Annotated in this window: 25 protein-coding genes; 7 read left to right on the forward strand and 18 right to left on the reverse strand. The window is 49.9% G+C overall.

Annotated features, from left to right (window positions below):
• Positions 1 to 20: 20 nt before the first annotated feature.
• The 7 genes from CRO74_RS24210 to CRO74_RS24240 all read left to right on the forward strand — a co-directional run bounded on the left by CRO74_RS24210 (position 21) and on the right by CRO74_RS24240 (position 13,136).
• Positions 21 to 2,402, forward strand: coding sequence for a TonB-dependent receptor (locus tag CRO74_RS24210; protein WP_097129725.1), 2,382 nt, complete (start codon positions 21 to 23; stop codon positions 2,400 to 2,402).
• An 18-nt stretch (positions 2,403 to 2,420) separates the two neighbouring features.
• Entirely contained in the window at positions 2,421 to 3,587 is a 1,167-nt protein-coding gene (locus CRO74_RS24215; RefSeq protein WP_097129727.1) for a PepSY-associated TM helix domain-containing protein, read from the forward strand.
• 70 nt (positions 3,588 to 3,657) lie between these two features.
• Complete coding sequence (locus CRO74_RS24220) at positions 3,658 to 7,737, forward strand: AAA domain-containing protein (RefSeq protein WP_394341911.1); 4,080 nt, start codon at positions 3,658 to 3,660, stop codon at positions 7,735 to 7,737.
• A gap of 95 nt (positions 7,738 to 7,832) precedes the next feature.
• Complete coding sequence (locus CRO74_RS24225) at positions 7,833 to 8,477, forward strand: RNA polymerase sigma factor (RefSeq protein WP_097129731.1); 645 nt, start codon at positions 7,833 to 7,835, stop codon at positions 8,475 to 8,477.
• A gap of 104 nt (positions 8,478 to 8,581) precedes the next feature.
• Positions 8,582 to 9,580, forward strand: a complete 999-nt coding sequence (locus tag CRO74_RS24230; protein WP_097129733.1) for a FecR family protein — start codon at positions 8,582 to 8,584, stop codon at positions 9,578 to 9,580.
• Positions 9,581 to 9,601: 21 nt separating this feature from the next.
• Positions 9,602 to 12,268, forward strand: coding sequence for a TonB-dependent receptor (locus CRO74_RS24235; RefSeq protein WP_097129734.1), 2,667 nt, complete (start codon positions 9,602 to 9,604; stop codon positions 12,266 to 12,268).
• 40 nt (positions 12,269 to 12,308) lie between these two features.
• Positions 12,309 to 13,136: a DUF4249 domain-containing protein gene (locus CRO74_RS24240; RefSeq protein ID WP_179830291.1), complete on the forward strand. Its 828-nt coding sequence runs from the start codon at positions 12,309 to 12,311 to the stop codon at positions 13,134 to 13,136.
• Positions 13,137 to 13,191: 55 nt separating this feature from the next.
• Here CRO74_RS24240 and CRO74_RS24245 read toward each other — a convergent pair whose 3' ends face one another.
• From CRO74_RS24245 to rpsN, 18 genes are all read right to left on the reverse strand, one after another.
• On the reverse strand, positions 13,192 to 14,994 hold the full coding sequence (locus CRO74_RS24245) for a fasciclin domain-containing protein (RefSeq protein WP_097129737.1): 1,803 nt from the start codon (positions 14,992 to 14,994) through the stop codon (positions 13,192 to 13,194).
• Positions 14,995 to 15,269: 275 nt separating this feature from the next.
• Complete coding sequence (gene carA / locus CRO74_RS24250; protein ID WP_097129739.1) at positions 15,270 to 16,373, reverse strand: glutamine-hydrolyzing carbamoyl-phosphate synthase small subunit; 1,104 nt, start codon at positions 16,371 to 16,373, stop codon at positions 15,270 to 15,272.
• Positions 16,374 to 16,486: 113 nt separating this feature from the next.
• The gene (gene rplQ / locus CRO74_RS24255; protein WP_097129741.1) at positions 16,487 to 17,098 is read right to left on the reverse strand and encodes a 50S ribosomal protein L17; all 612 of its coding nucleotides are present in this window, start codon (positions 17,096 to 17,098) and stop codon (positions 16,487 to 16,489) included.
• A gap of 74 nt (positions 17,099 to 17,172) precedes the next feature.
• The gene (locus CRO74_RS24260; protein ID WP_097129743.1) at positions 17,173 to 18,162 is read right to left on the reverse strand and encodes a DNA-directed RNA polymerase subunit alpha; all 990 of its coding nucleotides are present in this window, start codon (positions 18,160 to 18,162) and stop codon (positions 17,173 to 17,175) included.
• A gap of 185 nt (positions 18,163 to 18,347) precedes the next feature.
• Positions 18,348 to 18,953 (reverse strand): 30S ribosomal protein S4, encoded by a 606-nt coding sequence (gene rpsD, locus CRO74_RS24265; protein WP_097129745.1) that lies wholly within the window; start codon positions 18,951 to 18,953, stop codon positions 18,348 to 18,350.
• A 77-nt stretch (positions 18,954 to 19,030) separates the two neighbouring features.
• Positions 19,031 to 19,426: a 30S ribosomal protein S11 gene (gene rpsK / locus CRO74_RS24270; RefSeq protein WP_093827728.1), complete on the reverse strand. Its 396-nt coding sequence runs from the start codon at positions 19,424 to 19,426 to the stop codon at positions 19,031 to 19,033.
• Positions 19,427 to 19,530: 104 nt separating this feature from the next.
• Complete coding sequence (gene rpsM / locus CRO74_RS24275; protein ID WP_012930220.1) at positions 19,531 to 19,908, reverse strand: 30S ribosomal protein S13; 378 nt, start codon at positions 19,906 to 19,908, stop codon at positions 19,531 to 19,533.
• A 2-nt stretch (positions 19,909 to 19,910) separates the two neighbouring features.
• Positions 19,911 to 20,027, reverse strand: coding sequence for a type B 50S ribosomal protein L36 (gene ykgO / locus CRO74_RS24280; RefSeq protein ID WP_009284800.1), 117 nt, complete (start codon positions 20,025 to 20,027; stop codon positions 19,911 to 19,913).
• 110 nt (positions 20,028 to 20,137) lie between these two features.
• The gene (gene infA, locus CRO74_RS24285; protein WP_009284801.1) at positions 20,138 to 20,356 is read right to left on the reverse strand and encodes a translation initiation factor IF-1; all 219 of its coding nucleotides are present in this window, start codon (positions 20,354 to 20,356) and stop codon (positions 20,138 to 20,140) included.
• Positions 20,357 to 20,363: 7 nt separating this feature from the next.
• On the reverse strand, positions 20,364 to 21,203 hold the full coding sequence (gene map / locus CRO74_RS24290) for a type I methionyl aminopeptidase (RefSeq protein WP_097129746.1): 840 nt from the start codon (positions 21,201 to 21,203) through the stop codon (positions 20,364 to 20,366).
• A 4-nt stretch (positions 21,204 to 21,207) separates the two neighbouring features.
• Positions 21,208 to 22,527 (reverse strand): preprotein translocase subunit SecY, encoded by a 1,320-nt coding sequence (gene secY / locus CRO74_RS24295; protein ID WP_097129748.1) that lies wholly within the window; start codon positions 22,525 to 22,527, stop codon positions 21,208 to 21,210.
• 32 nt (positions 22,528 to 22,559) lie between these two features.
• Positions 22,560 to 23,036, reverse strand: coding sequence for a 50S ribosomal protein L15 (gene rplO / locus CRO74_RS24300; RefSeq protein WP_097129750.1), 477 nt, complete (start codon positions 23,034 to 23,036; stop codon positions 22,560 to 22,562).
• 179 nt (positions 23,037 to 23,215) lie between these two features.
• Positions 23,216 to 23,395, reverse strand: a complete 180-nt coding sequence (gene rpmD / locus CRO74_RS24305; protein WP_097129752.1) for a 50S ribosomal protein L30 — start codon at positions 23,393 to 23,395, stop codon at positions 23,216 to 23,218.
• An 18-nt stretch (positions 23,396 to 23,413) separates the two neighbouring features.
• Positions 23,414 to 23,932 carry a 30S ribosomal protein S5 gene (gene rpsE / locus CRO74_RS24310; RefSeq protein WP_097129754.1) on the reverse strand — a complete coding sequence of 173 codons (519 nt, stop codon included), beginning with the start codon at positions 23,930 to 23,932 and terminating at the stop codon, positions 23,414 to 23,416.
• 3 nt (positions 23,933 to 23,935) lie between these two features.
• Complete coding sequence (gene rplR / locus CRO74_RS24315) at positions 23,936 to 24,289, reverse strand: 50S ribosomal protein L18 (RefSeq protein WP_097129756.1); 354 nt, start codon at positions 24,287 to 24,289, stop codon at positions 23,936 to 23,938.
• A gap of 105 nt (positions 24,290 to 24,394) precedes the next feature.
• The gene (gene rplF, locus CRO74_RS24320) at positions 24,395 to 24,952 is read right to left on the reverse strand and encodes a 50S ribosomal protein L6 (RefSeq protein ID WP_097129758.1); all 558 of its coding nucleotides are present in this window, start codon (positions 24,950 to 24,952) and stop codon (positions 24,395 to 24,397) included.
• A gap of 12 nt (positions 24,953 to 24,964) precedes the next feature.
• Positions 24,965 to 25,363 (reverse strand): 30S ribosomal protein S8, encoded by a 399-nt coding sequence (rpsH, locus tag CRO74_RS24325; RefSeq protein WP_046577835.1) that lies wholly within the window; start codon positions 25,361 to 25,363, stop codon positions 24,965 to 24,967.
• 90 nt (positions 25,364 to 25,453) lie between these two features.
• Positions 25,454 to 25,723 carry a 30S ribosomal protein S14 gene (gene rpsN, locus CRO74_RS24330; RefSeq protein WP_012930229.1) on the reverse strand — a complete coding sequence of 90 codons (270 nt, stop codon included), beginning with the start codon at positions 25,721 to 25,723 and terminating at the stop codon, positions 25,454 to 25,456.
• Positions 25,724 to 25,740: the final 17 nt, after the last annotated feature.

Genomic DNA, 25,740 nt, shown 5'->3' on the forward strand with positions numbered 1-25,740 from the left:
TAGAATTAGTCTAAATAAGAATGAAAACACTTTTCTATACATATCGACACTATATAACAGCCTTGGGTTTGCTGTGGGGAACTTTAGGAAGTCTGGTGAGCCTGGCGCAAACCAATGGAACCATTACGGGGCGGGTTCTTGCCGTCGACGCTCAACCAATGGCACAGGTAACCGTACGGCTGACCAATGGCCGTACAGGGACGTTGACGAACGAACAGGGCGAGTTTACACTCAATCATGTTCCCGCCGGTACGCACACACTGTTGATTAGCCGGATGGGGTACAGCCGCATTCGACAATCGGTGACGGTAGGCGCCGGAGAAACCGTAACCCTGACTGATATTACTCTGATGGAAAGCAGTGAGTCGCTTCAGGAAGTGACGGTCGAGGGCAAAAACTCTTACAAAGCTGATATTCCTTCTTACAGTTTGCGAGTGAAAACGCCCCTCATTGAACTGCCCCAGAACATTCAGGTTATCAATCGGCAGCTTATTGCCGATCAGCAGATCTTCGATATGCTGGAAGGTGTTTCGCGTAATGTAAGCGGGGTGACCAAACAGGAACACTGGGACAATTATGCTCGGCTGAACATGCGCGGTTCTCGCGTGGCACCCTTTAGAAACGGGATGAATGTCCAGTCGACCTGGGGGCCGCTGGCGGAAGATATGTCGATGGTCGAGCGGATTGAATTTGTAAAAGGCCCTGCAGGTTTCATGATGGCCAACGGCGAACCCAGTGGTTTTTACAATGTAGTGACCAAGAAACCAACGGGTGTCTCGAAAGGTGAAGTGAACATGACAACGGGAAGTTTCGACACTTACCGCGCCACCCTCGATCTGGACGGCAAACTCAAGCAGGACGGTAGCTTATTGTATCGGCTGAACGTAATGGGGCAGGCAAGGGGCTCGTTCCGCGATTTTGAGTACAACAACCGCTACACGGTGGCACCTGTACTAAAATACAAATTGAGCGAGCAAACGTCGATAACGGCCGAGTATACGTACCAGTATTCACAAATGTCCGCCATTGGTTCGGCTTATGTTTTCAATGCCACGGGCATGGGTAATCTTCCCCGTGCCTCAACCGCGGCCTCAGCGAACCTCGACCCAACGAACGTCCATGACCACAGCGCCTTTCTGATTCTGGAGCATCAGCTTAACCCGAACTGGAAGCTGACCGGCCAACTGGCTTATTTTAACATGAGTCAGGCAGGTAGCTCCATCTGGGCCGACTCCGCTAAAGCGGATGGCACGGTCTACCGAAATACCAGTATCTGGGACGCGGCCAACGAAGGGAAATTTGCCCAGATTTTCGTGAATGGTGATGTAAAAACAGGCGGTATCACCCACCGCATTCTGGCCGGTCTTGATTTAGGTAATAAAAAATACATGGCCGACTGGGGCCAGAGTTTCCCGCTCTATAGCAAGGAGTTCGTTTTCAACGTTAATGCACCTAATTATTACTTGCCATCTAGTCTACTGCCCAAGTTCGACCGGACGCAAAGCTTGCGAAACCGCGCCGGAGCCAATGTGCTAAGCCAATCCTACAGCGGTATCTATTTGCAGGACGAGTTACGCTTTTTGCAGGACCGCATTCGCCTGACGCTAGCTGGACGCGTAACCTCGGCAAAAGATAGCCAATATGGCTCGGGAACAAACGAAACCGTCTTCACGCCCCGTGTCGGTATTAGCGCATCGCTCACGAAACAAACCTCACTCTATGCGCTTTACGATCAGGCGTTTGTTCCCCAGGCGGGTGTCGACCGGGCTGGAAATGCCTTCAAGCCAATTACTGGCAACAACATGGAAGTTGGTCTAAAGAGAGACTGGGCTGGTGGACGCTGGAATTCGACCCTGTCGTTGTATCAGATCACGAAAAATAACGTGCTCACCACCGATCCAACCAATCCCAACTACTCCATTCAGCTCGGTCAGACGGAAACGAAAGGTATTGAATTTGACCTGCGGGGCGAATTATTGCCGGGCCTGAATCTGGTCGCCAACTACGCGTACACTGACTCAAAAATCACGAAAGACACTAGATCGGAGAATGTAGGGATGCCGGTACCGGGCTATAGCAAGCACATAACCAATGCCTGGCTTGCCTACCGCGTACGGGAGGGAAATTTGCAGGGTCTGGGCGTTTCGCTCGGGTATCAGTGGCAACTCGACCGGTATGCCTGGTTTTCAGATGCCACGTCAAAAGAGCCGACCTTACCGAATACCTTCCGGGCAGACGGTGCTATTTCGTGGCAGAACAGCCGTGTTAACATCGCGCTTAATGTCAATAATCTCTTCGATGCCTACCTGTATTCGGGAGCTTATTACCCATACGGCGGCTATTACTACTATCAGGCAGAAGCCCCGCGCAATTTCCGTTTGAGCATGGGGTATAAATTTTAATGAGTTAACTGACTAACCATGACAGCGAAAAAACTGATTGGTAAAGTACACCTCTGGCTCGGACTCTCGTCCGGGCTATTGGTGTTTGTAGTGGCCATTACGGGCTGCGTGCTGGCGTTCGAGCAGGAAATCAAGACCGTGCTGCGGCCTTATCAATTTATCGAACCGGTTGCGAATGGGGTTGTACTGCCACCCTCTCAGCTAAAAGCCATTGCCGGGAAAGTTGTGCCGGGTAAGCCTGCTAAAGCCGTCATTTACGGAGATGGGGAGCATAGTGCCATCGTGCCTTTTTATGGGGTTGCCCCGGATTCCTACTACCAGGTGTACATCAATCCATATACGGGCAAGGTGCTGCATGTACACGATGAGGAAACAGATTTCTTTCACTTCATCCTCCACGGGCATTATTACTTGTGGCTGCCCGAAACGATTGGCCAGCCGGTGGTAGCTTACGGGACGCTGGTATTTGCGGTGATGTTGATTACCGGTCTAGTGTTGTGGTGGCCCAAAAACCTAAAAAAGGCCAACCGGGAGAAAAGTTTCCGCATCAAGTGGAAAGCTAAATGGCGTCGGGTCAATTATGACCTGCACAATGTTCCCGGTTTTTACGCGCTGTCCATCGGTCTGGTACTGGCGTTGACGGGAATGATCTTTGGTATTCAGTGGTTCGCCGATTCTGTATATTGGGTTAGCTCCGGTGGGAAAACAGCCCCGGTCTACCAGTTACCATTGTCCGATACAACGGCCGTTCGACGGTTTTCTGCACCGGAAGACCGCGTCTGGCAACAGCTGTCGAAAGGTAAGCCGAATACGGCCGGGCTGTACATCTCCTTCCCTGAGAAAGCGTCGGAATCCATTTACGCGTTTGTCAATTACAAACCCGGCACGTACTACAAAATGGATTACTACTCGTTTGACCAGAACACGCTAAAGCCGTTGATTAGCGAAGGGCCTTATTCTGGCACGTACGCAAAAGCTGGTTTTGGCGATAAGCTTCGCCGGATGAACTACGACATTCATACGGGAGCCATCTTGAGTTTGCCCGGCAAAATACTGGCTTTTTGTGCCAGTTTGATCTGTGCCAGTTTACCCGTAACCGGAACGATTATCTGGTGGGGGCGCCGGAAGAAGAAGTCGCCTAACATAAAACAGCACTCCAGTTCACGGGTCAGGGAAAAAGTCTGAGGTAGCAGACGAATGATTTAGCGGATTTTTCTGGATTTTGCGTTATAATCCTGCCTATCAGAAAAATCCTGTGGAAATCCCGGTCCAGACTGTATTAAAGACATTCCGTCGACGCTTAACCAACCTCAGCAGCCGTAATCGGTCGCTTTTACTGACAAGCTTACCGGCTGGTCAATATCTGGATTTACAGGAAACGGATTTCCTGCTCAACAAACCGGCCTTCACCATTATTACCGACCTGATTGGTCGGAAAAGCTCGATATCGTTGTGCGATGTGCTCGACCCCCGTCAGGAGCGCAGCAACGAAGTAAGCAAAAAACTACGGCGTATTGACCGAACCGCCCGTTTTATTGAAGAGGAGCGGGGCACGGAAGATTTATACGTGGGCTGGCCTTTTGTAAAAGGTAAATTTCTTGATGAGTCGGTGGTTCACGGGCCGCTTTTGTTCTTCCCCGTTCAGATTGAGCAGCAGGGTAAATGCTGGAAACTTACTCGTCGGGGCGATGAGCTGGCGTTTCTGAATCCAACCCTTTTACTGGCCTACGGGCAATTCAATCAGATAAAGCTCACGGAAGAAGTCATCGAGAAATCCGTCGATGATTTCGACCGCGACCCGCTCGTATTTCGTACTCAACTCTACGAATGGCTCAAAGCCAGTCCGCTGGAGCTGAATTTCAATCAAGAGCTGTTCACCGACAAACTTCAGTTTTTCAATAAACAAAGTGCCAAAGACCTCGCCCAGCTCGAACATTCCGGCGAGTTAAAACTCTACCCTGAAGCCGTTCTTGGCATATTTCCGCAAGCGGGATCGTTCCTGGTCCCTGATTACGAGAAGCTGCTAGAAAGGAGCGAGGAGCGAGGAGCGAGGACGGGGCCGCCCGGCGGTGAGGAGCCGTCCGGTGGTGAAGAACCATCCCGCGGGCGGGAGCTAGTAGTTGGTGAAGAACTCTCCAACTCACTTTTTTCTTTTTTGCTCCCGGACGGCTCCTCACCGCCGGGCGGCCCCGTCCTTGCTCCTCGCTCCTCGCTCCTTAAAGAGCGCCAGCTCCACACCCCCCTGCCTCTCGATGCGTCGCAGGAGACGGCGGTTCGGGCGGTGAAAGAAGGGCAGTCGCTGGTGGTGCAGGGACCGCCGGGAACGGGGAAGTCGCAGCTGATCGCGAATCTCATGGCCGACGCGGCAGCGGCCGGGAAACGAGTGTTGCTGGTGTGTCAGAAACGGGCCGCGCTGGATGTTGTACAGCATCGTCTTGAGGAAGTGGGCATGGCTCCCTTTCTGGCACTGGTACACGATTTCCAGAATGACCGGCGGGCGCTTTTCACCCAGATCGCAAGCCAGATTGAGCGGATCGACGCCTATCGTCAGCAGAACAATGGCCTAAACGCCGTTTTGCTGGAGCGGGATTTCGACGTGGAGAGCCGCCGGATTGACGACGCCATTGCCGAGTTGCAATCCTTCAAAACGGCTCTGTTCGACACCGCTGAAAGTGGCGTCTCCGCCAAAGAGTTGTACCTGACATTGCTTTCCGGTGACAGTTATCAACAGCTAATCGATCTTAATGGTAGTTATCCACAGTTTCGTCTGGATAATGTGGATAACTATCGGCAACGCTTAACCAATTATGCAGCTTATCAACAGGCATTAGGCCTCAATCATAGCTGGGCGGATCGGGTTAATTTTTCGTCATTTACCAATGCCGATTTAGGTAAGGCAGATCAAACCATTATAGGTTGGCAGCAAGTCCGACAAATAATTATCGACCAAATGACGACTCTCCTGGGTCAGCCACTTTCGCTTACCAACCTTCTGAATTGGCAGGCGCATGATTGGGAGTTAACGGCTCTTTTGCATCTTCTCGATGCACCCGACGCTTCTAGATTATGGGCAACTACCCGGCATTTACTGGCCAATACCGCTCACTCGGTTCTAATTATCGACGAAACACGGTTCGATCAATTGGCCGAACGTTGGGAAGAAACTTTACTGCCGCCTGGCCCGGAAACTTCATTATCGACCAGTGAATTAAGGGCTTTTCGTGATCTTCTGGCTGATGCCCTGAGCGCCCGGTCGTCGTGGGTGAGCTGGAACTGGTGGCAGTTGACCCATTCGGGAAAGACGCAACTTCAAACGGTTGTCTCGGCTAACGGCCTGACGCTTTCCGAATCCGATTTGCAAACCCTTGCCACAAAGGTTAATCAGCGAATTTTGCTGGAAGCGATACGTCACGAAGCCAATTCATTACTGGCCGGTTTGTCGCTCACCGAGGCTCCGGAGAGTTTACGGCTTCTGCATCGTGCGCGCCATCTGGCCGAACGCTTAACGACCCTGACCGTCTTGCGATCATTGCCTGAAACGCATTGGCAGACGCCTACAGTATTTGCAGAGAGTGTTCGAACGATGAGCCAACTGGCCACTACGGTTGCCCGGCAACAGGCTGAATCGGCCACGTACCTCACGGCTGAACAACTGGTGAAAAGCTGGGAAGATACTGTCTATGCTGCCGAACTCCGCCGAACACTTCGGGCTGATTTCGATTTGCTCGTTGAAGCAGATCGCTTGCAGGAAGGCTTTTCTACCGTTGAACGAACGGTTATTGACCAATTGAGTACCCACAAACCCGAACGTTGGGTTGACATATTCATGGATAGCCTGCGGACCGCGTGGCTCGATCATATTGAGCGACAATATCCTGAACTTCGTGCCGTATCATCGCTTAAAATGGCCCAGCTTGAACAGACGTTACAGGCCAGTATTCGGCGGAAACAGGCATTAAGCCGGGAAAACCTGCTGGTTAAACTTCGGGAGCAGACGTATCGAAACCTGACGTTCAACCGCCTGAACAACGTGGTTACCTACCGCGATCTGCAGCATCAGGTGACTAAAAAACGCAGTGTGTGGCCGGTACGGAAGCTGATGGAATCCTTCGCCGATGAGGTGTTCAAACTGGTGCCCTGCTGGCTGGCTTCGCCCGAGTCGGTATCGGCAATGTTTCCGCTTCGGGAAGGACTTTTCGATCTGGTCATTTTTGATGAAGCCTCGCAGTGCTTTGCCGAGAATGGCATTCCGGCCATGGCGAGGGGCAAGCAGGTCGTCATTACCGGCGACAGCCAGCAGCTTCGCCCGAGCGATCTCTACCGAATCCGCCTGGATGATGAGACCGACGAGGAAACGCCAGCCGCCCTCGAAGTGGAGTCGTTACTTGAACTGGCCGCTCAATACCTGCCGCAGGTGTCGCTGACCGAACACTACCGGAGCCATTCGCTCGATCTGATCACCTTCTCGAATGAGCATTTTTACCAAAATAAACTGTCGTTGCTACCGCATTTCGACGACATTAACCGGCGTGAACCGGCTATTCGGTACATGAACGTGAAAGGCGTCTGGCAGCATAATACGAACCGGGCCGAAGCAGAGGTTATTCTAACCCTCCTCGACAAGCTGGCGGTTGAGCTTCCCGGCCGCTCTATTGGCATTGTTACGTTCAACTATCCCCAACAGCAATTGATTCAGGACATGCTGGAGGGAAGTGTAGCCGGGCAACCCCAGGCTGCAGAACCGCCCCGAAGATATCCGGCGTCGCTCTTCGTCAAAAACATTGAGAACGTACAGGGTGATGAACGGGACGTTATCATTTTCTCCGTTGGCTACGCACCGGATGAGCGCGGCCGCTTGGCTATGCAGTTTGGTAGCCTAAACGCCAAAGGGGGCGAAAACCGACTCAACGTCGCCGTGACGCGGGCGCGGGAGCGGGTGTATGTAGTTACCAGCCTCTGGCCCGAACAACTTACCGTAGCCGATACGGCCAACGACGGCCCCCGATTCCTCAAAGCGTACCTCACCTACGCACTTGATGTGGCGCAGGAGCGGTTTCGACCAATGCCCAAACCACAACAAATTATCCCATCGGGGACGTTGTTAAAAGATAAATTGGCTGCTCAGCACACCAACTGGCAACCTGAACTTCCCTTTGCCGATCTGACGGTGAAGGCAACGAATGATACGTATGAATCCATCATCCTGACTGATGACGATGCCTATTATCAGCAGACGACGAAGCAGGCTCATGCGTATCTGCCCATGGCGTTGCAAGGCCGAAACTGGCCCTTTCAGCGCATCTGGAGCCGTGAATTCTGGCGGGCAAATACATAGTGCATCGGAAATAAGAGGTAGTATGCGTTCAATGACAGGCTTTTAGCTAATATTGCATACTCCTTCATCTTGTAGCGCTCTCAAGCCAAACGCGTATGGTATCATCACCTATACAAGCCACCAATTCGCCGGAAAAGCTACAGGTTCTATGGGCGGGTGTCCGTCGGCAGCACTACCAAAGCCTGACGGAGCTTTATCAGCAGATGTATACCGATCTGCTAAACTTCGGGTTGTTCTTCGGTCACGACAGCGTCGCTGCAAAAGATGCGGTCAATCAGATATTCCTCGAAATCTGGGAGCGCGGTAACAGTTTGCCCGCTGTTGACAATGTACGCTCCTATCTGATTACTTACCTCCGCCGGAAGCTCCTCCGCGAGTTCGAACACGGAAACCGGTTTGTTGAGTTGACGGATAGCGAAATCATGAGCCAGCGTTCGTACGAAGAGGTTATCGTGCAGGCTCAGCAGGAGGAACGTATCAAAAAACGGTTACAGGCCGCCCTTGCCGAACTAACGCCCCGCCAGAAGGAGCTGATCGAGATGCGGTTCTTTCGAAATTTATCCAACGAGGCCATCAGTCAGGAAACGGGTATGCACATCAACACAGTGTATAACACCACTTCGTCGGCTCTAAAAACGCTTCGGCAACAGTTAGGGCAGGAAGATTATTATAATCTACTAACGGTGTGGCCATTGCTGTTTCCGTTGCTTTTTCAGGCCGATTCGCTGACCTATAGCTGAAAATTTTATAAAATTCTCTGTGAGATTCCCGTTGGTTAGCGCACTATAAGGTAGTACACCTCATCAACAGAAATTTTAGTTACGGACTACGGTCTATTTAACAAATGAATTACGAAAACTACACGGTCGACGACTTTCTGATGGACGATCAGTTTCTGGCGTACTGTCAGGGGAGCGATTCGGCGGCCGTGTTGTTTTGGGAGACGTGGCAATTGGGGAAACCGCCCAACATCTTTGCTTTTCAGGAAGCTGAAAGATTATGCAGGCTCCTGAATGGGCAAAAGCCACGGCTGAACGAATCGCTGCGAGAGTTGGACGATCTGATTCGCAGCCGGGATCGTCCGGTGCCGATTATCCCATTGCCCGTGTCCCGTGGCTTTCAGCGATGGGTCGTGGCGGCATCGGTTTTACTCGCTATAGGGCTTTGCTGGGCTGGATACCAGTACTGGAACAATCAGTACATCAGCTACGAAACGGGCTACAACCAGCAACGTACGGTTTCTTTGCCCGATGGGTCGCGCGTGGTACTCAACAGCCATTCGGTGCTGCGGCATCGACGAAATGGATTTTCGGGTAACGAACGGGTCGTTGAACTAACAGGCGAAGGGTATTTCTCCGTTCGGCACCTGGTGCCGCTTACGCCTTTTCGGGTCGTAACCAACGATGCCTTCGATGTGCAGGTGTTAGGAACGGAGTTTACCCTGTCTAACCGACCGACTCTCCACCGTGTTGTGCTGAATTCCGGTCGTATACGGGTCAGCTTTCACGACAACCGTCCGGCGGTGGTGATGCAGCCCGGTCAACTGGTCGAGGTAGATGACAGCACCCGGAGGCTTCGGCAGCGTGCTGTTCGGGCCGATCAGTATAATGCCTGGCTTCGCAATCAGTTCTTGTTCGACAACACCAGCCTAACAGACGTGATCCACCAAATTGAAGAGCAGTTTGGCGTAACCGTGCAAATTGACGGCGACAAACTCGCGGAACAAACCGTAACGGGTATTCTACCGATCAGCAAGCCCGAAACGGTGCTGGAGGCCGTTGCTGCGTTGGCTCAGTTAAAGGTTCGCAAGACGAAGAACGTGTTTATCCTTAGCAAAAATTAATTGCCGTTACAAAAGCACTCTATGTTATCTGCTCTGATTGGGCGGGTATTAGCTATTACCTGGCTTACGGGTAATCTGCTGGCCGTTGGCTCCATCGCCTTCGGGCAGACCCCTATGCCCCTGCGGGATGGTTTGAAAAAATTAAATCAGAAACGGGGTACCTATTTTTTATACGACCCCAAACTAATTGATGGCCAGCTTATAAGGGATCAGCCTAACTGGAAAGCCGATACCGAGCCACTGTTGACCCAGCTTTTAGCTGGAACACATTTATCCTTCCGCAAAGTTGGTGATTGCTACGTTATCGAACCGCTAACGGAAAAGGTTAACCCGTTGCCCATTCGGCCCAAAATCACCCGGCAGTTTACCATCAGCGGCTTCGTTAAAGAACAGCATAGTGGTGAGCAACTGATTGGTGCAACGGTTTTTGTTGACGGTAAATCGGGGACTGTTACGAATAATTACGGTTTTTATGCCTTCTCCCTCCCCGAAACCGATGAGGTAGAGCTGATTGTTTCACTGGTTGGCTATCAGCGGGCGTATCGGCGGATTCGGTTAGACCAGCCCGTATCACTTACCGTCGAACTGACCCCCGATGATCTCCTCGATGAAGTTATTCTCACGTCCGATGCCACGGAACGAGCCGGGGCAAACCCACAAACGAGCCAACATACCGTCCCTATTCCGTTGGTGCAGAGTGCTCCGGCGGTTGCGGGCGAAAAAGATGTGTTGAAAACGCTTCAGTTTCTTCCGGGTATTCAGAAAGGACTCGATGGGCAGGCTGGGTTGCATGTGCGGGGGGGAGGAGCCGACCAGAACCTGCTTATCCTGGACGAAGCACCCGTTTATAATGCCAACCACCTGTTTGGATTTGTGTCGGTTTTTAACGTCGATGCGCTCAAGAACGTCCGGTTGCAGAAAGGTGGTTTTTCGCCCCGCTACGGCGGTCGATTATCGTCGGTGGTGGAAATGAACATGCGAGAGGGTAGTAAAGAAAGTTTGCACGGTGAGGTAGGCACTGGCCTGATTACCTCCCGGCTCATGCTCGAAGGGCCACTCATTCGCAATAAGGCATCGTTTCTGCTCACAGCCCGGCATACCAACTTTAGTTCGCTGCTGGGAGGATTTGTGGCCGGTTTGGTAGGAAATTACACCGGCACAAACTGGAAAGCGAATTTTTATGACCTGAACGCCAAGGTAAATTTTCAGTTGAACCGCCGAAACCAGCTTTACCTGAGCGGCTACTTCGGGCGCGATTTCTTCGGCGGGGGTGATAGTCTGGACCGAAATCGTCGGTGGGAGAATGTCGTGCGCTGGGGTAATTCAACGGGTACGCTGCGCTGGAATCACCTGTTTAGCGAACGCCTTTTCTCCAACCTGTCGCTCATTTATAGCAACTACGATTTCACGACGCACACCAAATACATTCCCATCGATCCGTCAGACCCGACGGTAAGCCAGAATACCTGGCGGTATTTCGATGGGGTAACGGATTTCACCCTGAAATATGACCTCGATTATTTCCCGACGCTTAAGCACCAGATTCATGCCGGTTTTACAACCACGCAACGGTCGTTTCGGCTCAACGGGTACGACGTGATCGCTTCTGCCGAACAAATTCACCGGACGCACCACGAAGCTAGCCGATCTACCGAAACGTCGGCTTATGCCGAGGATAACTGGGAGGTCAATTCCTGGCTGAAGGCCCTCATCGGTGCCCGAGCTACAGTCTACCAGATGCAGGATCAATTGTACACACGGGTAGAACCCCGGCTTTCGCTGTCGGCCAAGATGAGTGGGAGCACGGCCGTACGAGCCTCGTACTCGGTCATGAACCAGTTTATCCACCAATTGTCTAATACCGGCGAAGTGCTTCCTACCGATCTCTGGGTTCCGGCCACGGCCCAGGTAAAACCGCAGCAATCACAGCAGGCAGTACTGGGCATTGTGCATGACCTGACGCCAAAATGGCAGCTGACTGTAGAGGCCTATCAGAAAAGGATGCGACATATTATAGGCTATCACCAAAATGCCGACTTTATCGGAATTACCAATGCCCAGCGGGCCGAGGGAATACAGTGGGAGAAAAACGTGACCAGTGGTAACGGCGATGCGTACGGCGTTGAACTGATGCTTCAGCGAAAAACGGGCCGGTTATCGGGCTGGGTAGGCTACACCTGGGCATTGACACGCTTGGTTTTGGATGAACTCAACAACGGGCAGCCGTTTTACCCCGCTCATGATCGTCGGCATACGCTAACCTGGGTAGGAGCCTATGAATTCACTTCTTCGTTGAAGTTATCGGCGTCCTGGTCATACAGTTCGGGCAATCCGCAGTCGCTTCCAGTATCGGGCGTACCCAGTTTTGGCCACTTAGGGCTGGGAAAGGGTGATAGTCCGGTTACCCCGGCCGATCAGCTTTTTGGCACCGAAGGTCCGCTGGTACAGGTTCGCCGGTCGTACAACAGTTTCCGGGCAGAGCCCTTTCATCGGCTCGATCTCAGTCTGCAAAAGACGTTTACGGCCCGTCGGGTCAGGCATGTACTGGAAGCAACCGTTGTCAATGTCTATGGACGCCGGAATCCTTTCTATTATGATCTGCAAGTCGATAACGCCAGTCAACTGACGCTCAGGCGGGTTTCGCTGTTCACCTTTCTGCCCTCCATCAATTACACATTCCGATTCTAAGCCGATGCGGGTTTGGGTTGCTTTCATACTCTGTCTGATAATGGCCGGTTGTCTCAAAACAACGGATCAGGTGGATATTGGCTTGCTGCTTCCGGAACGAGATTCAAAATTGTATGTCATCTGCTTTATTTCTCCGCAGGATACCGTGCTGGCGGCTAAAGTGGCCCTGTCAGATCCGGCTGTCAGCCCCACGGCTGAACCGTCATTGCTGGTTGAAACGGCTACCGTTACCATTACCGATGAGCAGACCAGCGTTCGTTTACCGTACGACAATGCGCTGGGGTATTACCGATTGAAAATAGGAAGTAAGTTTTCAATAAAAGCGGGCCAAACCTACCAACTCACCGTTCAACTAGGCGAGGGACGTCGGGTAACGGCTCAGACTACCGTGCCAATGGCCGTGCCCATCCAGCGGGTTCAGCGGGATTCATCCATTACGGCAACGGCTACGAATCAGTCTATTCTTTACAGAACAACTATTTTCTGGAATGCGCCGGGGGGTGTTAATTATTATCGGGGATATGGTGAGGTTCGTCAGTCGATTGTTAACCAGCAGGGTGCTTTGCTGGAAACGCGTGTCAGTCAGCCTTCGTTTTTTGTTGACCGCGAAACCAGCCCCGGCCCTGCAATTCGTTCGCTTACCGGCACACATACGCTTGTTATACCGTTGAATGCCAGTGTTCGAACGGGCGTGTCGCGAATCGGGCTGTTCACTACCGATTTAAATTACTACCGCTATCACGAAACGCTACGGGATCAGATCAATGCGCCCAATAATTCATTTGCCGCATCGACAGTGTTGTTTTCCAATATAGTGGGAGGATACGGTGTTTTTGCTGCTTACAACGCAATGTACATAACGTTATGAATAAAAATAAGGAGCAGGTAATACCCGCCCCTTATCTGTCCCACCGAGCTTCCATTTAAGGTAATAAGACCTGATTGATTACGTGTACAATGCCGTTGCGGGTTATTACATCGCCGATTACTACGTTCGAAGGAGTTGCATTCCCATTTCCTTTAACCGTTATGGCCTGATTAGGCCCCACGGCTACCAGAACATCCAGACCCCGTAAGGTCGTTACTTGTCCACTACGTAACGTAGACGAAAGTTCGCGTCCTGCCACAACATGATACGTCAGGATACGGGCGAGCACATCCGGATCTGCCGCCCGAACAGCCTCGATTGTCGGGAAGCCCGCTGCCTGAAACGCACTATTAGTTGGCGCAAAAACGGTTAAGGCACCCGCCGAGGCAACTGTTTGCACCAGTCCGGCCCGTTGCAGAGCGGCTACCAGATACGTCAGATTCGGATTAGCTGCGGCCACTTCGGCCAGATTTCCGGTAGGCGGAATAAGCACTTTGTTGATGACATGAATAACCCCGTTGGTTGCCTGTATATTGGCTTGTTCAACAAATATGCCGTTTACCGAGATGTTTTGCCGTTTGGCAACGAATACTTCATCGCCCTGAAGCGTTTTGTAGCCCGTAACGTTCGTTGACAGGATTTGGGTTGGGAAACGGTTGCCAACAACGTGGTAAAGGAGAATGTTACGCAATACGTTTACATCGGCGTTGTTGATGGCGTCGGTATTAGCAAAGCCAGCCGCCTGAAAAGCCGCATCCGTTGGCGCAAAGACAGTCAGGTTTCCGGTTGCCAGCGCACCGGCAAGTCCGGCTTTTATCACGGCGGCTTCCAACAGGGAGAAGGCAGGATTCGCTACCACAATATCTGTGATGGATGTTGTTATGGTGCCGCCATCGGGGAGTAAAACCTGGTCAATCACATGAACTACCCCGTTTGTTGTCACTATATCCGACAACAGAACAGACGCTGGCGAACTGTTGCCCAGCCCCTTCACTGTTGCTTTGGCGGGTGTTTTGGTTGTTGCCAGTGCGTTGCCCTGAATGCTTGTGAGGCTTCCTTCACTAAGCTGAGAGGAAAAGAAACGACTCCGAACAATGTGATAACGGAGAATGCGGCCCAGCACGTTTGGATCGACGGCTCTGATCGATTCTATAGTTGGAAAGCCAGCGGCCATAAAAGCGGCATTAGTTGGCGCAAATACCGTGAACCGTTCACTTAGCAGAATCTGTAAAACATTGATCTCTCCCTGACTGGCACGCTGAACAGCCGCCACCAGATAGGTGAGATTAGGATTGGCAACGGCCACCTCGACGGTGTTCCCGGCGGGGGGTAGCAGCACTTTGTCGATCACGTGAATAACCCCGTTGTTGGTGTTCAGGTCCGCTTGCGACACCGGGACACCATTTACAGAAAGACCTCCTAACCGGGTGGCAAATACTTCCTGGCCCTGTAGCGTGGTAAAGCCCGTCAGGTTTTCGGAAATCCGGTCTTCGAAGAACCGTTCTGTCCCAATAACATGATAGAGCAGAATGTTACGCAGTGCGTTTACATCAGCATTGTTAATGGCATCGGCATTAGCAAACCCGGCCGCCTGAAAAGCCGCATCTGTTGGGGCAAAGACAGTCAGGTTGCCACTAGCCAGCGCATCTGCCAGTCCTGCTTTTATCACCGCAGCTTCTAATAGAGAAAAATTAGGGGAATTGACAACGACTTGAGTAATTGTTTGATTGAATTGAATCCGGGCACCAGATTTCCGGGCTGGTTCCTGTGGTTGAATGGCCCTGTCGCAGGCACCAATGGTTAGCAGAGTCAGGAAGAGTAGCCCTACGCATTGCGAAAAAAGGGTTAAGTGTTTCATAAAATCGGTGAACAGTTTTAGTTGAAGATGTAGTTAGTGCGTCCGGTCTGTCAGGAAGCGTTTCAACGGATAGTGCCACGGATTCACCTTATCTCACAAAAATTTTTGAGAAATTTTACACGGAATAACTAAAGCTGGGTAACCGGCTAACCTTTACTGCTTTGTTTTTGCGTGTGTACAGCAGGCCTTACTGACTGATTAGCAGGGGCATATCATAAAAAGAGCCGCCTTGATTTATTTCAAGGCGGCTCTTTTTATGATATACTCTAGGCTTTCTACTCCTTCATCATCCCTACAAACTGGTCGAAGAGGTAATGTGAATCGTGCGGACCGGGCGACGATTCGGGGTGGTACTGCACCGAAAACGCTGGTTTATCCTTCCGGCGGATACCTTCAATGGTATTGTCATTCAGGTTGATGTGCGTTAGCTCAACGTTGGCGTGATCCATCACTTCTTCTGCCCGAACGGCAAAGCCGTGGTTTTGGGAGGTAATTTCACAAAGGCCGGTTGTTAGGTTTTTCACAGGATGATTCAGACCACGATGACCATTGTGCATTTTATACGTTGAAATGCCACTGGCCAGGGAAAGAATCTGGTGACCCAGGCAAATTCCGAACAAAGGTTTATCAGTTTCCAATGCCTGCTTTACGGTTTCGACGGCATAGGGCATGGCCGCTGGATCGCCAGGGCCGTTGGCGATGAAGTAGCCGTTGGGTTTCCAGGCTGCTAGTTCGGCATGAGACGTCCGGGCCGGAAATACCTTACAGAATACACCCCGCTCATTAAAGTTGCTCAGAATGCTTCTTTTGACGCCTAAATCAAGTACCGCAACGCGCAGATCGGCTTCCGGGTTGCCCTGTTCATACGCTTCTTTCGTGCAAACCTCGGAGGATAGCTCCAGACCGTCCATGTCAGGCACTTTATTCAACTCGGCGAGAAGGATAGCAGGGTCCAGAATCTCGGATGAGATAATGCAGTTCATGACGCCTTTCGACCGGATATAACGTACCAATTGCCGGGTATCGACCCCGTGAATACCAACTATATTAGCGCGTTCGAAGTATTCCTGCAACGATCCGTCGGCCGTATAGCGTGAATGGATATTCGAGAAGAAGTTACAAACCATGCCCCGGATCTTCACACTACCCGATTCCTGTTCGGCATTGTTCAACACACCATAATTGCCAATGTGCGAGGTTGTGTTGATAATTACCTGACCATAGTACGATGGGTCGGTGTAAATTTCCTGGTAACCGGTCATGCCGGTGTTGAAGCATATTTCACCTCCGGCTGTACCAATCTTACCAAGTGCCAGGCCTCGGTAAACGGTTCCGTCTTGTAAAACCAACAGGGCTTCAGGTTGCTGTGTATGTTTCATTGTTCGGTTTGACTTGATAGGCTAAAAAAAAGGGCTAACCGTTTCCGGCTAACCCATTTTCTATATGATATGTGTGTAAATCACTCAGTTTTTCGCTTTATAAGCTAACGACCTTACGCTTCTTTGGGTTCATCCGACGAATCAGATGGAGTGATTTGTTCATCCTGTGTCGGTGCTTCTTCAGCAGCCGATGCCTCAACGGCTGGTGTTTCTTCAACCACTTCGGCTTCGGCAATGGGCGTTTCAACCACCTCAGCAGCAGCAACGGGTGCAGCCGCATCAGCTTTAGCACCTGATCCACGACGGCTACGACGAGTTTTCGTGGTGGTAGCAGCTGTTTTCTCAGCAGCAGCGGCCAGCAACAGTTCGTTGAAGTCAACCAGTTCGATCAGGCAGGTATCAGCGTTATCACCTAACCGGTTGCCCAGTTTGATGATGCGGGTGTATCCGCCGGGACGGCTGGCGATTTTGTCAGCTACCGTTCCGAACAATTCCTTCATGGTCTCTTTGTCATTCAATGACCGAAACACAATCCGACGATTCTGAAAGGTATCGTCTTTGGCCCGTGTCAGAATGGGCTCCACAAATTTGCGGAGTTCTTTTGCTTTCGCGACCGTGGTTTCGATTCGCTTATGCAGGATGAGCGACGACGCCATGTTCTGCAACATCGCTTCGCGGTGCGAATGTGTGCGACTTAGGTGATTATCTTTTTTACCGTGTCTCATTATCTTTTTGGCTTAGGGCTTGGGGCATAGGGTAGGAGTTTGAACCCCTGTGCCCCAAGCCCTATTCCCAAATCTTAGTCTTCGTCTAGTCTGTACTTAGCGACGTCCATACCGAACGTCAGGTTTTTTTCTGCAACAAGTTGCTCAAGTTCCGTTAGCGACTTCTTACCGAAGTTGCGGAACTTCATCATGTCGGAAATTTCTAACCGAACAAGATCACCCAATGTCCGAACGTCAGCCGATTTGAGACAGTTGTAAGCCCGTACCGACAGATCGAGATCTGCCAATGACGTTTTCAGAAGCTTGCGCATGTGCAGTACTTCTTCATCCACAACATTTTCTTCTTCCGGTTTAGCCGTTTCAAACGTCATCGTCTGATCTGAGAACAGCATGAAGTGCTGAATCAGGATGTAAGCCGCACCTTTCAGCGCTTCTTCCGGGTGAATAGATCCATCCGTTTCGATGTCTAACAGCAACCGCTCGTAGTCGGTTTTCTGCTCAACCCGAGTATTTTCAACACTATATTTCACGTTTTTGATTGGCGTGTAAATAGCATCGATTGGAATATGACCGAAAGGCAGTTCATTAATCCGTGGCTCATCGGATGGAACGTATCCACGACCTTTTTCCACGAAAATTTCCATTTCCAGGTCACGCGTGTCGTCGATGTGGCAGATTTCCAGTTCTGGATTCAGCACCTCGAACGAAGGCGAAAACTTAGATATATCACCGGCTTTGAGAACCGATTGTTTCTTTATATTGACGGTGATCTTGTTGTCGACCATGTCATTGATCTTCTTGAAGCGAACCATTTTCAGGTTCAGAATGATCTCCGTCACGTCTTCAACGACGCCCTCAATTGATGAAAACTCATGCAACACACCGGGAAATTTTACGCTTGTGATGGCGTATCCTTCCAGTGATGACAGCAAAATACGCCGAAGCGCATTACCGATTGTTACACCGTATCCTTTTTCAAGGGGTTTGAATTCAAACACCCCGTGAAAGTCGTCAGCTTTCTCCACTACGACTTTGTCGGGCATTTGGAACGCTAAAATTGACATACGTTTCGTATTTTACAGCAGTTCTCTGCCTTGGCGTGAAGACTGAAATTGTGTTTACGGTTTTCAGGTCTTCGGTTTCTATACTCTCTTGGGTTAATGACTAGCCTCCAACTGAAAACCAATCACCCGTAACCGTAAACTATATAAAGGCGGCAGATGCCGGAAGCATCTGCCAACCCAATGAATTACTTCGAATACAATTCGACGATGGCTTGCTCGTTGAAGTTCTCAGGAATTTGATCGCGCTCAGGGTAACTGATGAATTTGCCAACCAATTGCTGACCATCCCATTCAACCCAGTTGTACCGCTTGGTGTTCCGGGCCGACAAGCTTGTCGATACGGCTTCCAGCGACTTCGATTTTTCACGAACGCCGATCAGCTGACCTGGCTTCAGTGAATACGAAGGAATGTTAACAACTTCGCCATCGACGATGATGTGCTTGTGAGATACTAACTGACGAGCAGCCCGGCGAGAAGAAGCAATGCCCATGCGATAAACGGTATTATCTAAACGGGCTTCGCACAATTTGAGCAGGTTTTCACCCGTAATTCCCTCGCGAACCTGTGCCCGGTGGAACAAGGCACGGAACTGACGCTCCAGGATACCATATGTATATTTTACCTTCTGCTTTTCCAGAAGTTGGAGCGCATATTCGGATTGTTTCCGCTTGCGACCCCGACCGTGCATACCCGGTCCGTAATTCTTTTTCTGAAGCGCTTTGCTCGGGCCCATAATTGGCTCTCCGAACTTGCGCGAAATTTTGGCTTTTGGCCCAATGTAACGTGCCATTCTTCAATGAATGAATAAGTGTGAAACAATGAACAGACACAACCTAATGTCACCTGTTCCTATTCATGCCATCCGTGTTATACGCGACGACGTTTTGGCGGCCGGCACCCATTGTGCGGCAGCGGGGTAATGTCACGAATCGTGGTTACTTCGATTCCCGAATTCTGAATGGTACGGATAGCCGACTCACGACCTGATCCTGGACCTTTCACGAAAACTTCGGCTTTCCGCATACCCAGATCATGGGCAACGGCAGCACAGTTAGAAGCGGCAGTTTGTGCAGCGTACGGCGTGTTCTTCTTAGAACCACGGAAGCCCATTTTACCGGCCGATGCCCAGGAAATAACCTGGCCGTTCATGTTGGTGATCGAGATGATGATGTTGTTGAACGTAGCCCGGATGTGTACCTGACCAACGGGTTCAACAACTACCACCCGCTTTTTCGCTTTGTCTTTGCGTTTTGCTTGAGCCATTGTTTGTAGGTAATCGTCAATGTGTCACCGGTGTCATTACTTGCCAGTTGATTAGTTAACCAACCAGCCACAAATGGTCCGTATGACGATGAGCGACCGATTTATTATTTCGTTACTTTCTTCTTGTTAGCAACAGTCTTCCGCTTACCTTTCCGGGTACGGGAGTTGTTTTTGGTATGCTGACCACGAACCGGCAGACCTTTACGGTGCCGCAGACCCCGGTAGCAACCGATGTCCATTAGTCGTTTAATGCTCAGCTGCACTTCGGAGCGCAACTGACCTTCAACCTTGTATTCGTTCGAGATGGCGTTACGAACGGCACTCGCTTCTTCATCAGACCATTCGCTGGCTTTCTTATCAACGCTGATACCAGCGTCGGTCAGAATTTTTTTCGCCCGACTACGGCCGATGCCAAAAATGTATGTGAGCGCAATCTCGCCACGCTTCTTGTCTGGAATATCAACACCTGCAATACGTGCCATGCTTAGCCTTGTCTTTGTTTATAACGGGGATTCTTTTTGTTGATCACGTACAGCTTTCCTTTCCGACGGATCACGATGCAGTCTTCGCTGCGCTTCTTGATTGACGCTTTAACTTTCATCTGTTTGGAGTTAAGAGTAAAAATTGATGAGTAATGAGTGAAAATTGAAGAGAAATTACATACTGACGTAATAGCCCTTGATTCTCAATTGGTAACTCTTCATTCTCTACTTACTTGTATCGGTACACAATTCGCGCCTTACTCAAATCATAAGGCGACATTTCTAATTTTACGCGATCTCCAGGCAAAATCTTGATGTAGTTCATCCGCATTTTGCCAGAGATGTGAGCAATTACTTCATGCTTGTTGGCCAATTCGACCCGAAACATTGCATTCGATAATGCCTCCAAAATCACACCGTCCTGTTCTATAGAATTCTGCTTTGCCATATTCGCTTTAAGCCGCCATCATTTCTTGTGTGTCGACCATCAGACTTGTGTTCGCGGTCACTGCTTCTATGTATTCAAAAGTGGTCAGGATTTCGGCTTTCCCTTTCCGTACAGCTACTGTGTGTTCAAAGTGAGCTGATGGTTTACGATCTACCGTTCGAATGGTCCAGCCATCCCGTTCCTGAACAACCCCTTTCTTACCAAAGTTAATCATTGGCTCAATCGCTAAAATCATTCCTTCTTTTAGCTTGGGACCTTGTCCACGTTTACCATAGTTAGGTACTTCCGGAGCTTCGTGCAGATTCTCACCTACGCCGTGGCCTACCAGTTCCCGAACTACTGAATACCCGAATTTTTCGGCATATGTCTGAATCCCGTAACCAATATCCCCAACTCGGTTTCCATCTATCGCTTGTTCAATACCGATATAAAGGGATTCCTTGGTGCGGGTGAGTAATCGGCGTACTGCCGGGTTTACGTCGCCCACGGGATATGTGTAAGCGCTATCACTGTGATAGCCGTTCAGTTTTACACCGCAGTCAATCGAGATAATATCACCGTCTTTTAGTTCGTAGCGGCTTGGGAAACCATGTACCACTACGTCGTTGACCGAAATACAGAGTGAAGCTGGAAACTTGTTGTATCCTAAAAATGAAGGAGATCCTCCATTATCTTTGATAAACGTTTCGGCAACCTTATCAAGTTCCTTTGTGGCTATGCCGGGTCGGATAAGTTTTGCCACTTCTGCATGGGCTTTGCCAAGCACCTGTGCACTGATTCTAATCAAAGCGATCTCTTCGTCGCTCCGGAGAAAAATCGTTTTATCCTTCTTATCGGAACTACTCATTTTGTTAGACGGCTACTGTCTCGCTATTAGCACGTCCCTGTACACGACCTGATTTCATCAGACCTTCGTACCGGCGCATCAATAGATAGCTTTCTACTTGTTGCAGTGTGTCAAGTACTACACCTACCATGATTAGCAATGATGTGCCGCCAAAGAACTGAGCAAAGCCACTAGTCATGCCTAATAAATTGGCAATGGCTGGCAGGATAGCTACAATAGCGAGCATTACAGCACCTGGTAAGGTAATCCGGTCCAGTACAGTTCCTATGTACTCTGATGTCTGAAGACCAGGCTTAACGCCTGGAATGAATCCACCACTACGCTTCATGTCATCAGCAATCTGAACGGGGTTAACCGAGATAGCTGTGTAGAAGAATGTAAAGATGATAATCAGCAGAGAAAATAACAGGTTGTACTGCCAGGTCGTGTAGCTTTGAAACGCGTTTTGAACACTAGCGGCAAAATCGCTCTTCTCAGCAAACAGTCCCGCAACGTAAGTTGGAATAAACATCAGTGCCTGAGCAAAGATGATAGGCATAACGCCAGCTGCATTTAACTTTAGAGGTAAATACTGCCGCTGACCGCCTACAACTTTGTTGCCTATTACCTGTTTTGCGTATTGGATAGGAATGCGTCGAACAGCTTGCGTTAACACAACCGCACCCATAATAACGAAGAACAGACCAACTAATTCCAGTACGAAAATCAACGAACCGCCTGTACCGCGTGATAACGCTTCACCGTAGATAGCACCTGGCAGCCGTGACACGATCCCGATCATAATGATCATCGAGATACCGTTACCAATTCCTTTGTCGGTGATCCGCTCGCCCAACCACATACAAAATATGGTACCAGCGGTTAAGATGAACAACGATGAAATGGTAAATAAGCCGCGGTCAATCAACAGCGCTTCGGCTGGAATCGTTGTCCGAACGTAGGTAATTGCCTGTACAGCCGTTACACCAATCGTTAGTACACGCGTGATTTGATTCAATCGCTTACGTCCTGATTCGCCTTCCTTCTGCATTTTCTGGAAGTAAGGCAATGCCAGCGTTAATAATTGAATAGCAATCGAAGCCGAGATGTACGGCATGATTCCCAACGCAAAAATTGACGCTTTGCTGAACGCACCACCTAAAAAGGTATCCAGCAAACCAAGTAATCCTTGCGGATTAAGGTTGAGTTTGTTTGGATCAACACCAGGCAGTACAATAGCCGAGCCAAGACGGAATGCCGTTATGAACAACAACGTGTTCAGGATTCGACCCCGCAACTCGTCAATTGCAAAAATATTTTTAAACGTGGTGATGAGTCGATTCATAGAAGTAGGTCGGACGTTACAGTGATCACAACTTAGTTAGCTGCTTCCTCTTTCGCTTGCTTAACGGGAACAATTGCTTTGCCCCCCGCTTTTTCAATCGCTTCTTTTGCGCTGCTGGAGAACGCATGGGCATGAACTTCAACAGCTGCTGTCAGCTCACCCCGGTTTAATACTTTCACAAGGTCTTTCTTGCTTACCAGGCCATGCTGGAGCAGGAAGTCCATGTCAACTACAGTTGCTTTGGTTTCTTCAACCAGTGCCTGGATAGAGTCCAGGTTAAGAGGCTTGTATTCGACGCGGTTGATGTTTTTGAAGCCGAATTTAGGAACACGACGTTGAAGCGGCATCTGACCACCCTCGAAGTGTACTTTACGACTGTATCCTGAGCGCGACTGCGCTCCTTTGTGACCACGCGTGGACGTTCCGCCCATGCCTGATCCCTGCCCGCGTCCGACTCGCTTGCGCTCTCTGACGGAACCTTTTGCCGGTCTAAGGTTGCTTAAATTCATTTGATTTGCTGGACTAAAGAAGGTAAACTAAGTTTGAGAGTAGTCATAAATAAATTACTCTCTTTCCAAGTTTGCTGCTCGCATCCGTATTTAGATGTAAAAAAGATGATTCTTTTGGCCTTTCGGCACGCCTTATTAAAGCCAAGACTGCCTGAAAACCAAAAGAATCGCAAAGATACTTAAATTTCTTCAACCTTCACCAAGTGCTGCACCTTAATGATAGCACCTTTCAACGCGTCGTTATATTCTAATTCGACGCTGCGGTTGATTTTGCCCAAGCCTAACGACTTGATAGCGTTTTTCTGAGATAGCGGTCGTTTGATGGTGCTGCTGACCTGCGTGATGCGTACTCGTGCCATGTCTGTTGCTCCTGTTTATTAACCGTTAAATACTTTAGCCAGGCTGATCTGACGCTGGAACGCTACCTGGTGAGGTAAACGCATTTTCAGCAGTGCAGCAAGCGTTGCTTTTACTACGTTGTGTGGGTTTGACGAACCTTTCGATTTAGCCAGGATGTCGTGGATACCAGCTGATTCAAGAACAGCTCGCATAGCACCACCAGCAATCACACCTGTACCAGGAGCAGCTGGTTTCAGCAGGACAAAGCCACCGCTGAATTTACCTTCCATCTCGTGAGGAACTGTACGCTTCAAAAGAGGAATCTGAACCAGATTCTTTTTCGCGTCTTCCACGCCTTTGGCGATAGCGTCCGTTACTTCATTGGCCTTGCCTAATCCGTAACCAACGACACCGTTACCGTCGCCAACCACGACAATAGCCGAGAAGCTGAACCGTCGGCCACCTTTTACCACCTTCGCTACGCGGTTGATGGCTACAACCTTTTCTTTAAGGTCGGCTTCGTTAAATTTTGTCGGTCTTGCTGAATTGATGTTCATCGCTTAGAACTTAAGGCCTCCCTCGCGGGCTGCATCGGCCAATGCTTTTACTTTACCGTGATATAAGTAGCCGTTACGGTCGAACACAGCCGCGCTGATGTTCTGTGCAACTGCTTTTTCAGCCAACCGCTGGCCTACTTTTTTCGCCGTTTCGATGGTGTTGCCATCAGCTTCGCTCTTCAATTCTACCGATGATGCAGCTGCAAGCGTGCGGCCGGCAATATCGTCGATGAGTTGTGCGTAGATCGCTTTGTTAGAGCGGAAAACGGACAGACGGGGGCGTTCTGCAGTACCCGATACTTTCGCCCGGATACCAAACTTGATCCGCTGTCTTCTTTCTTGTTTATTCGTTGCCATGTTATTTGATTCCGACCAAATAGGCGTTTAAAATGTATTTGGTAATGCGTTTTCGGTTCGAAGCTGTGAAGACAAACCTCAAACCGAAAACCATAGACCAACGTATTATTTCTTGGACGAAGATTTACCAGCTTTCCGGCGAACTTGCTCACCAATGAAGCGGATACCTTTGCCTTTGTACGGTTCAACTTTACGGAGCGAACGGATTTTAGCCGCTACATCGCCAAGAAGTTGCTTATCCGAACCTTCCAGATATACCTTAGGGTTCTGACCTTTCTCAGTTACGGCTGTTACTTTAATCTCTGTTGGAACGGCCAGATACACATTGTGTGAGTAGCCAAGTTGCAATTCGAGAATGTTGTTCGCAACAGATGCTTTATAACCAACCCCGATTACTTCGAGATTCAGTTTAAAACCTTCACTCACACCCACAACCATATTGCTCACCAGCGAACGGTATAGACCGTGCAGGGCTTTGTGACGCTTCTGTTCTGTGGGGCGTGATACCTGAATTTGACCTTCTTCAACGGCTACCGAAATATCCGGATCAACCACTTGAGTCAAGGTGCCTTTAGGCCCTTTTACCGTGACGATGTTTTGATCGTCGACAGACAATGTTACATTGCTGGGTAGGGCGATGGGTTTCTTACCTATACGTGACATCGTTCGTTCGGATTAATATACGTAACACAATACTTCTCCGCCGACGTTCAGCGTCTTGGCTTCTTTATCCGTCATTACACCTTTGGAGGTAGAAATGATAGCGACACCCAAGCCATTCAGGATACGCGGCAGATTGTCGGCACCCCGATACTGGCGCAGACCTGGACGACTGATGCGTTGCAGATCAACGATAGCAGGCTGCTTCGTAGTTGGGTTGTACTTGAGCGCTATCTTGATAGAGCCCTGTGGGGTGCTGTCGTCGAACTTATAGTTCTGGATGTACCCTTTTTCGTACAAAACCTTGGTAATTTCTTTTTTTATGTTGGAAGCAGGGATCTCTACAACCCGGTGCTTAGCCCGGATGGCGTTTCTAACGCGGGTGAGAAAGTCTGCTATTGGGTCTGTATTCATTCGTTGCGTTGCGTTACTTGCAAACCCCTGTTTTTTAGAAAGTTCGCAAAATTACGGAAACTGAATTACAAATAGAAATGGAATCTGGAATTACCAGCTTGCTTTGGTTACACCCGGAATCTTCCCTGCCGATGCCATTTCCCGGAATGTTACCCGTGAAATACCAAACTTACGCATGTAGCCCCGAGGACGACCTGTTAGTTTGCAACGGTTGTGCAGACGTACAGGAGACGAATTCTTAGGCAGTTTATCCAGACCGATGTAATCACCGGCGGCTTTTAAAGCGGCCCGCTTGGTAGCATATTTCGCTACCATTGCTTCGCGTTTCCGTTCCCGTGCTTTTATTGATTCTTTTGCCATTATCTTAACCTTTAAAT

It is taken from the genome of Spirosoma fluviale, assembly GCF_900230225.1.
GTDB classification, from domain to species: domain Bacteria; phylum Bacteroidota; class Bacteroidia; order Cytophagales; family Spirosomataceae; genus Spirosoma; species Spirosoma fluviale.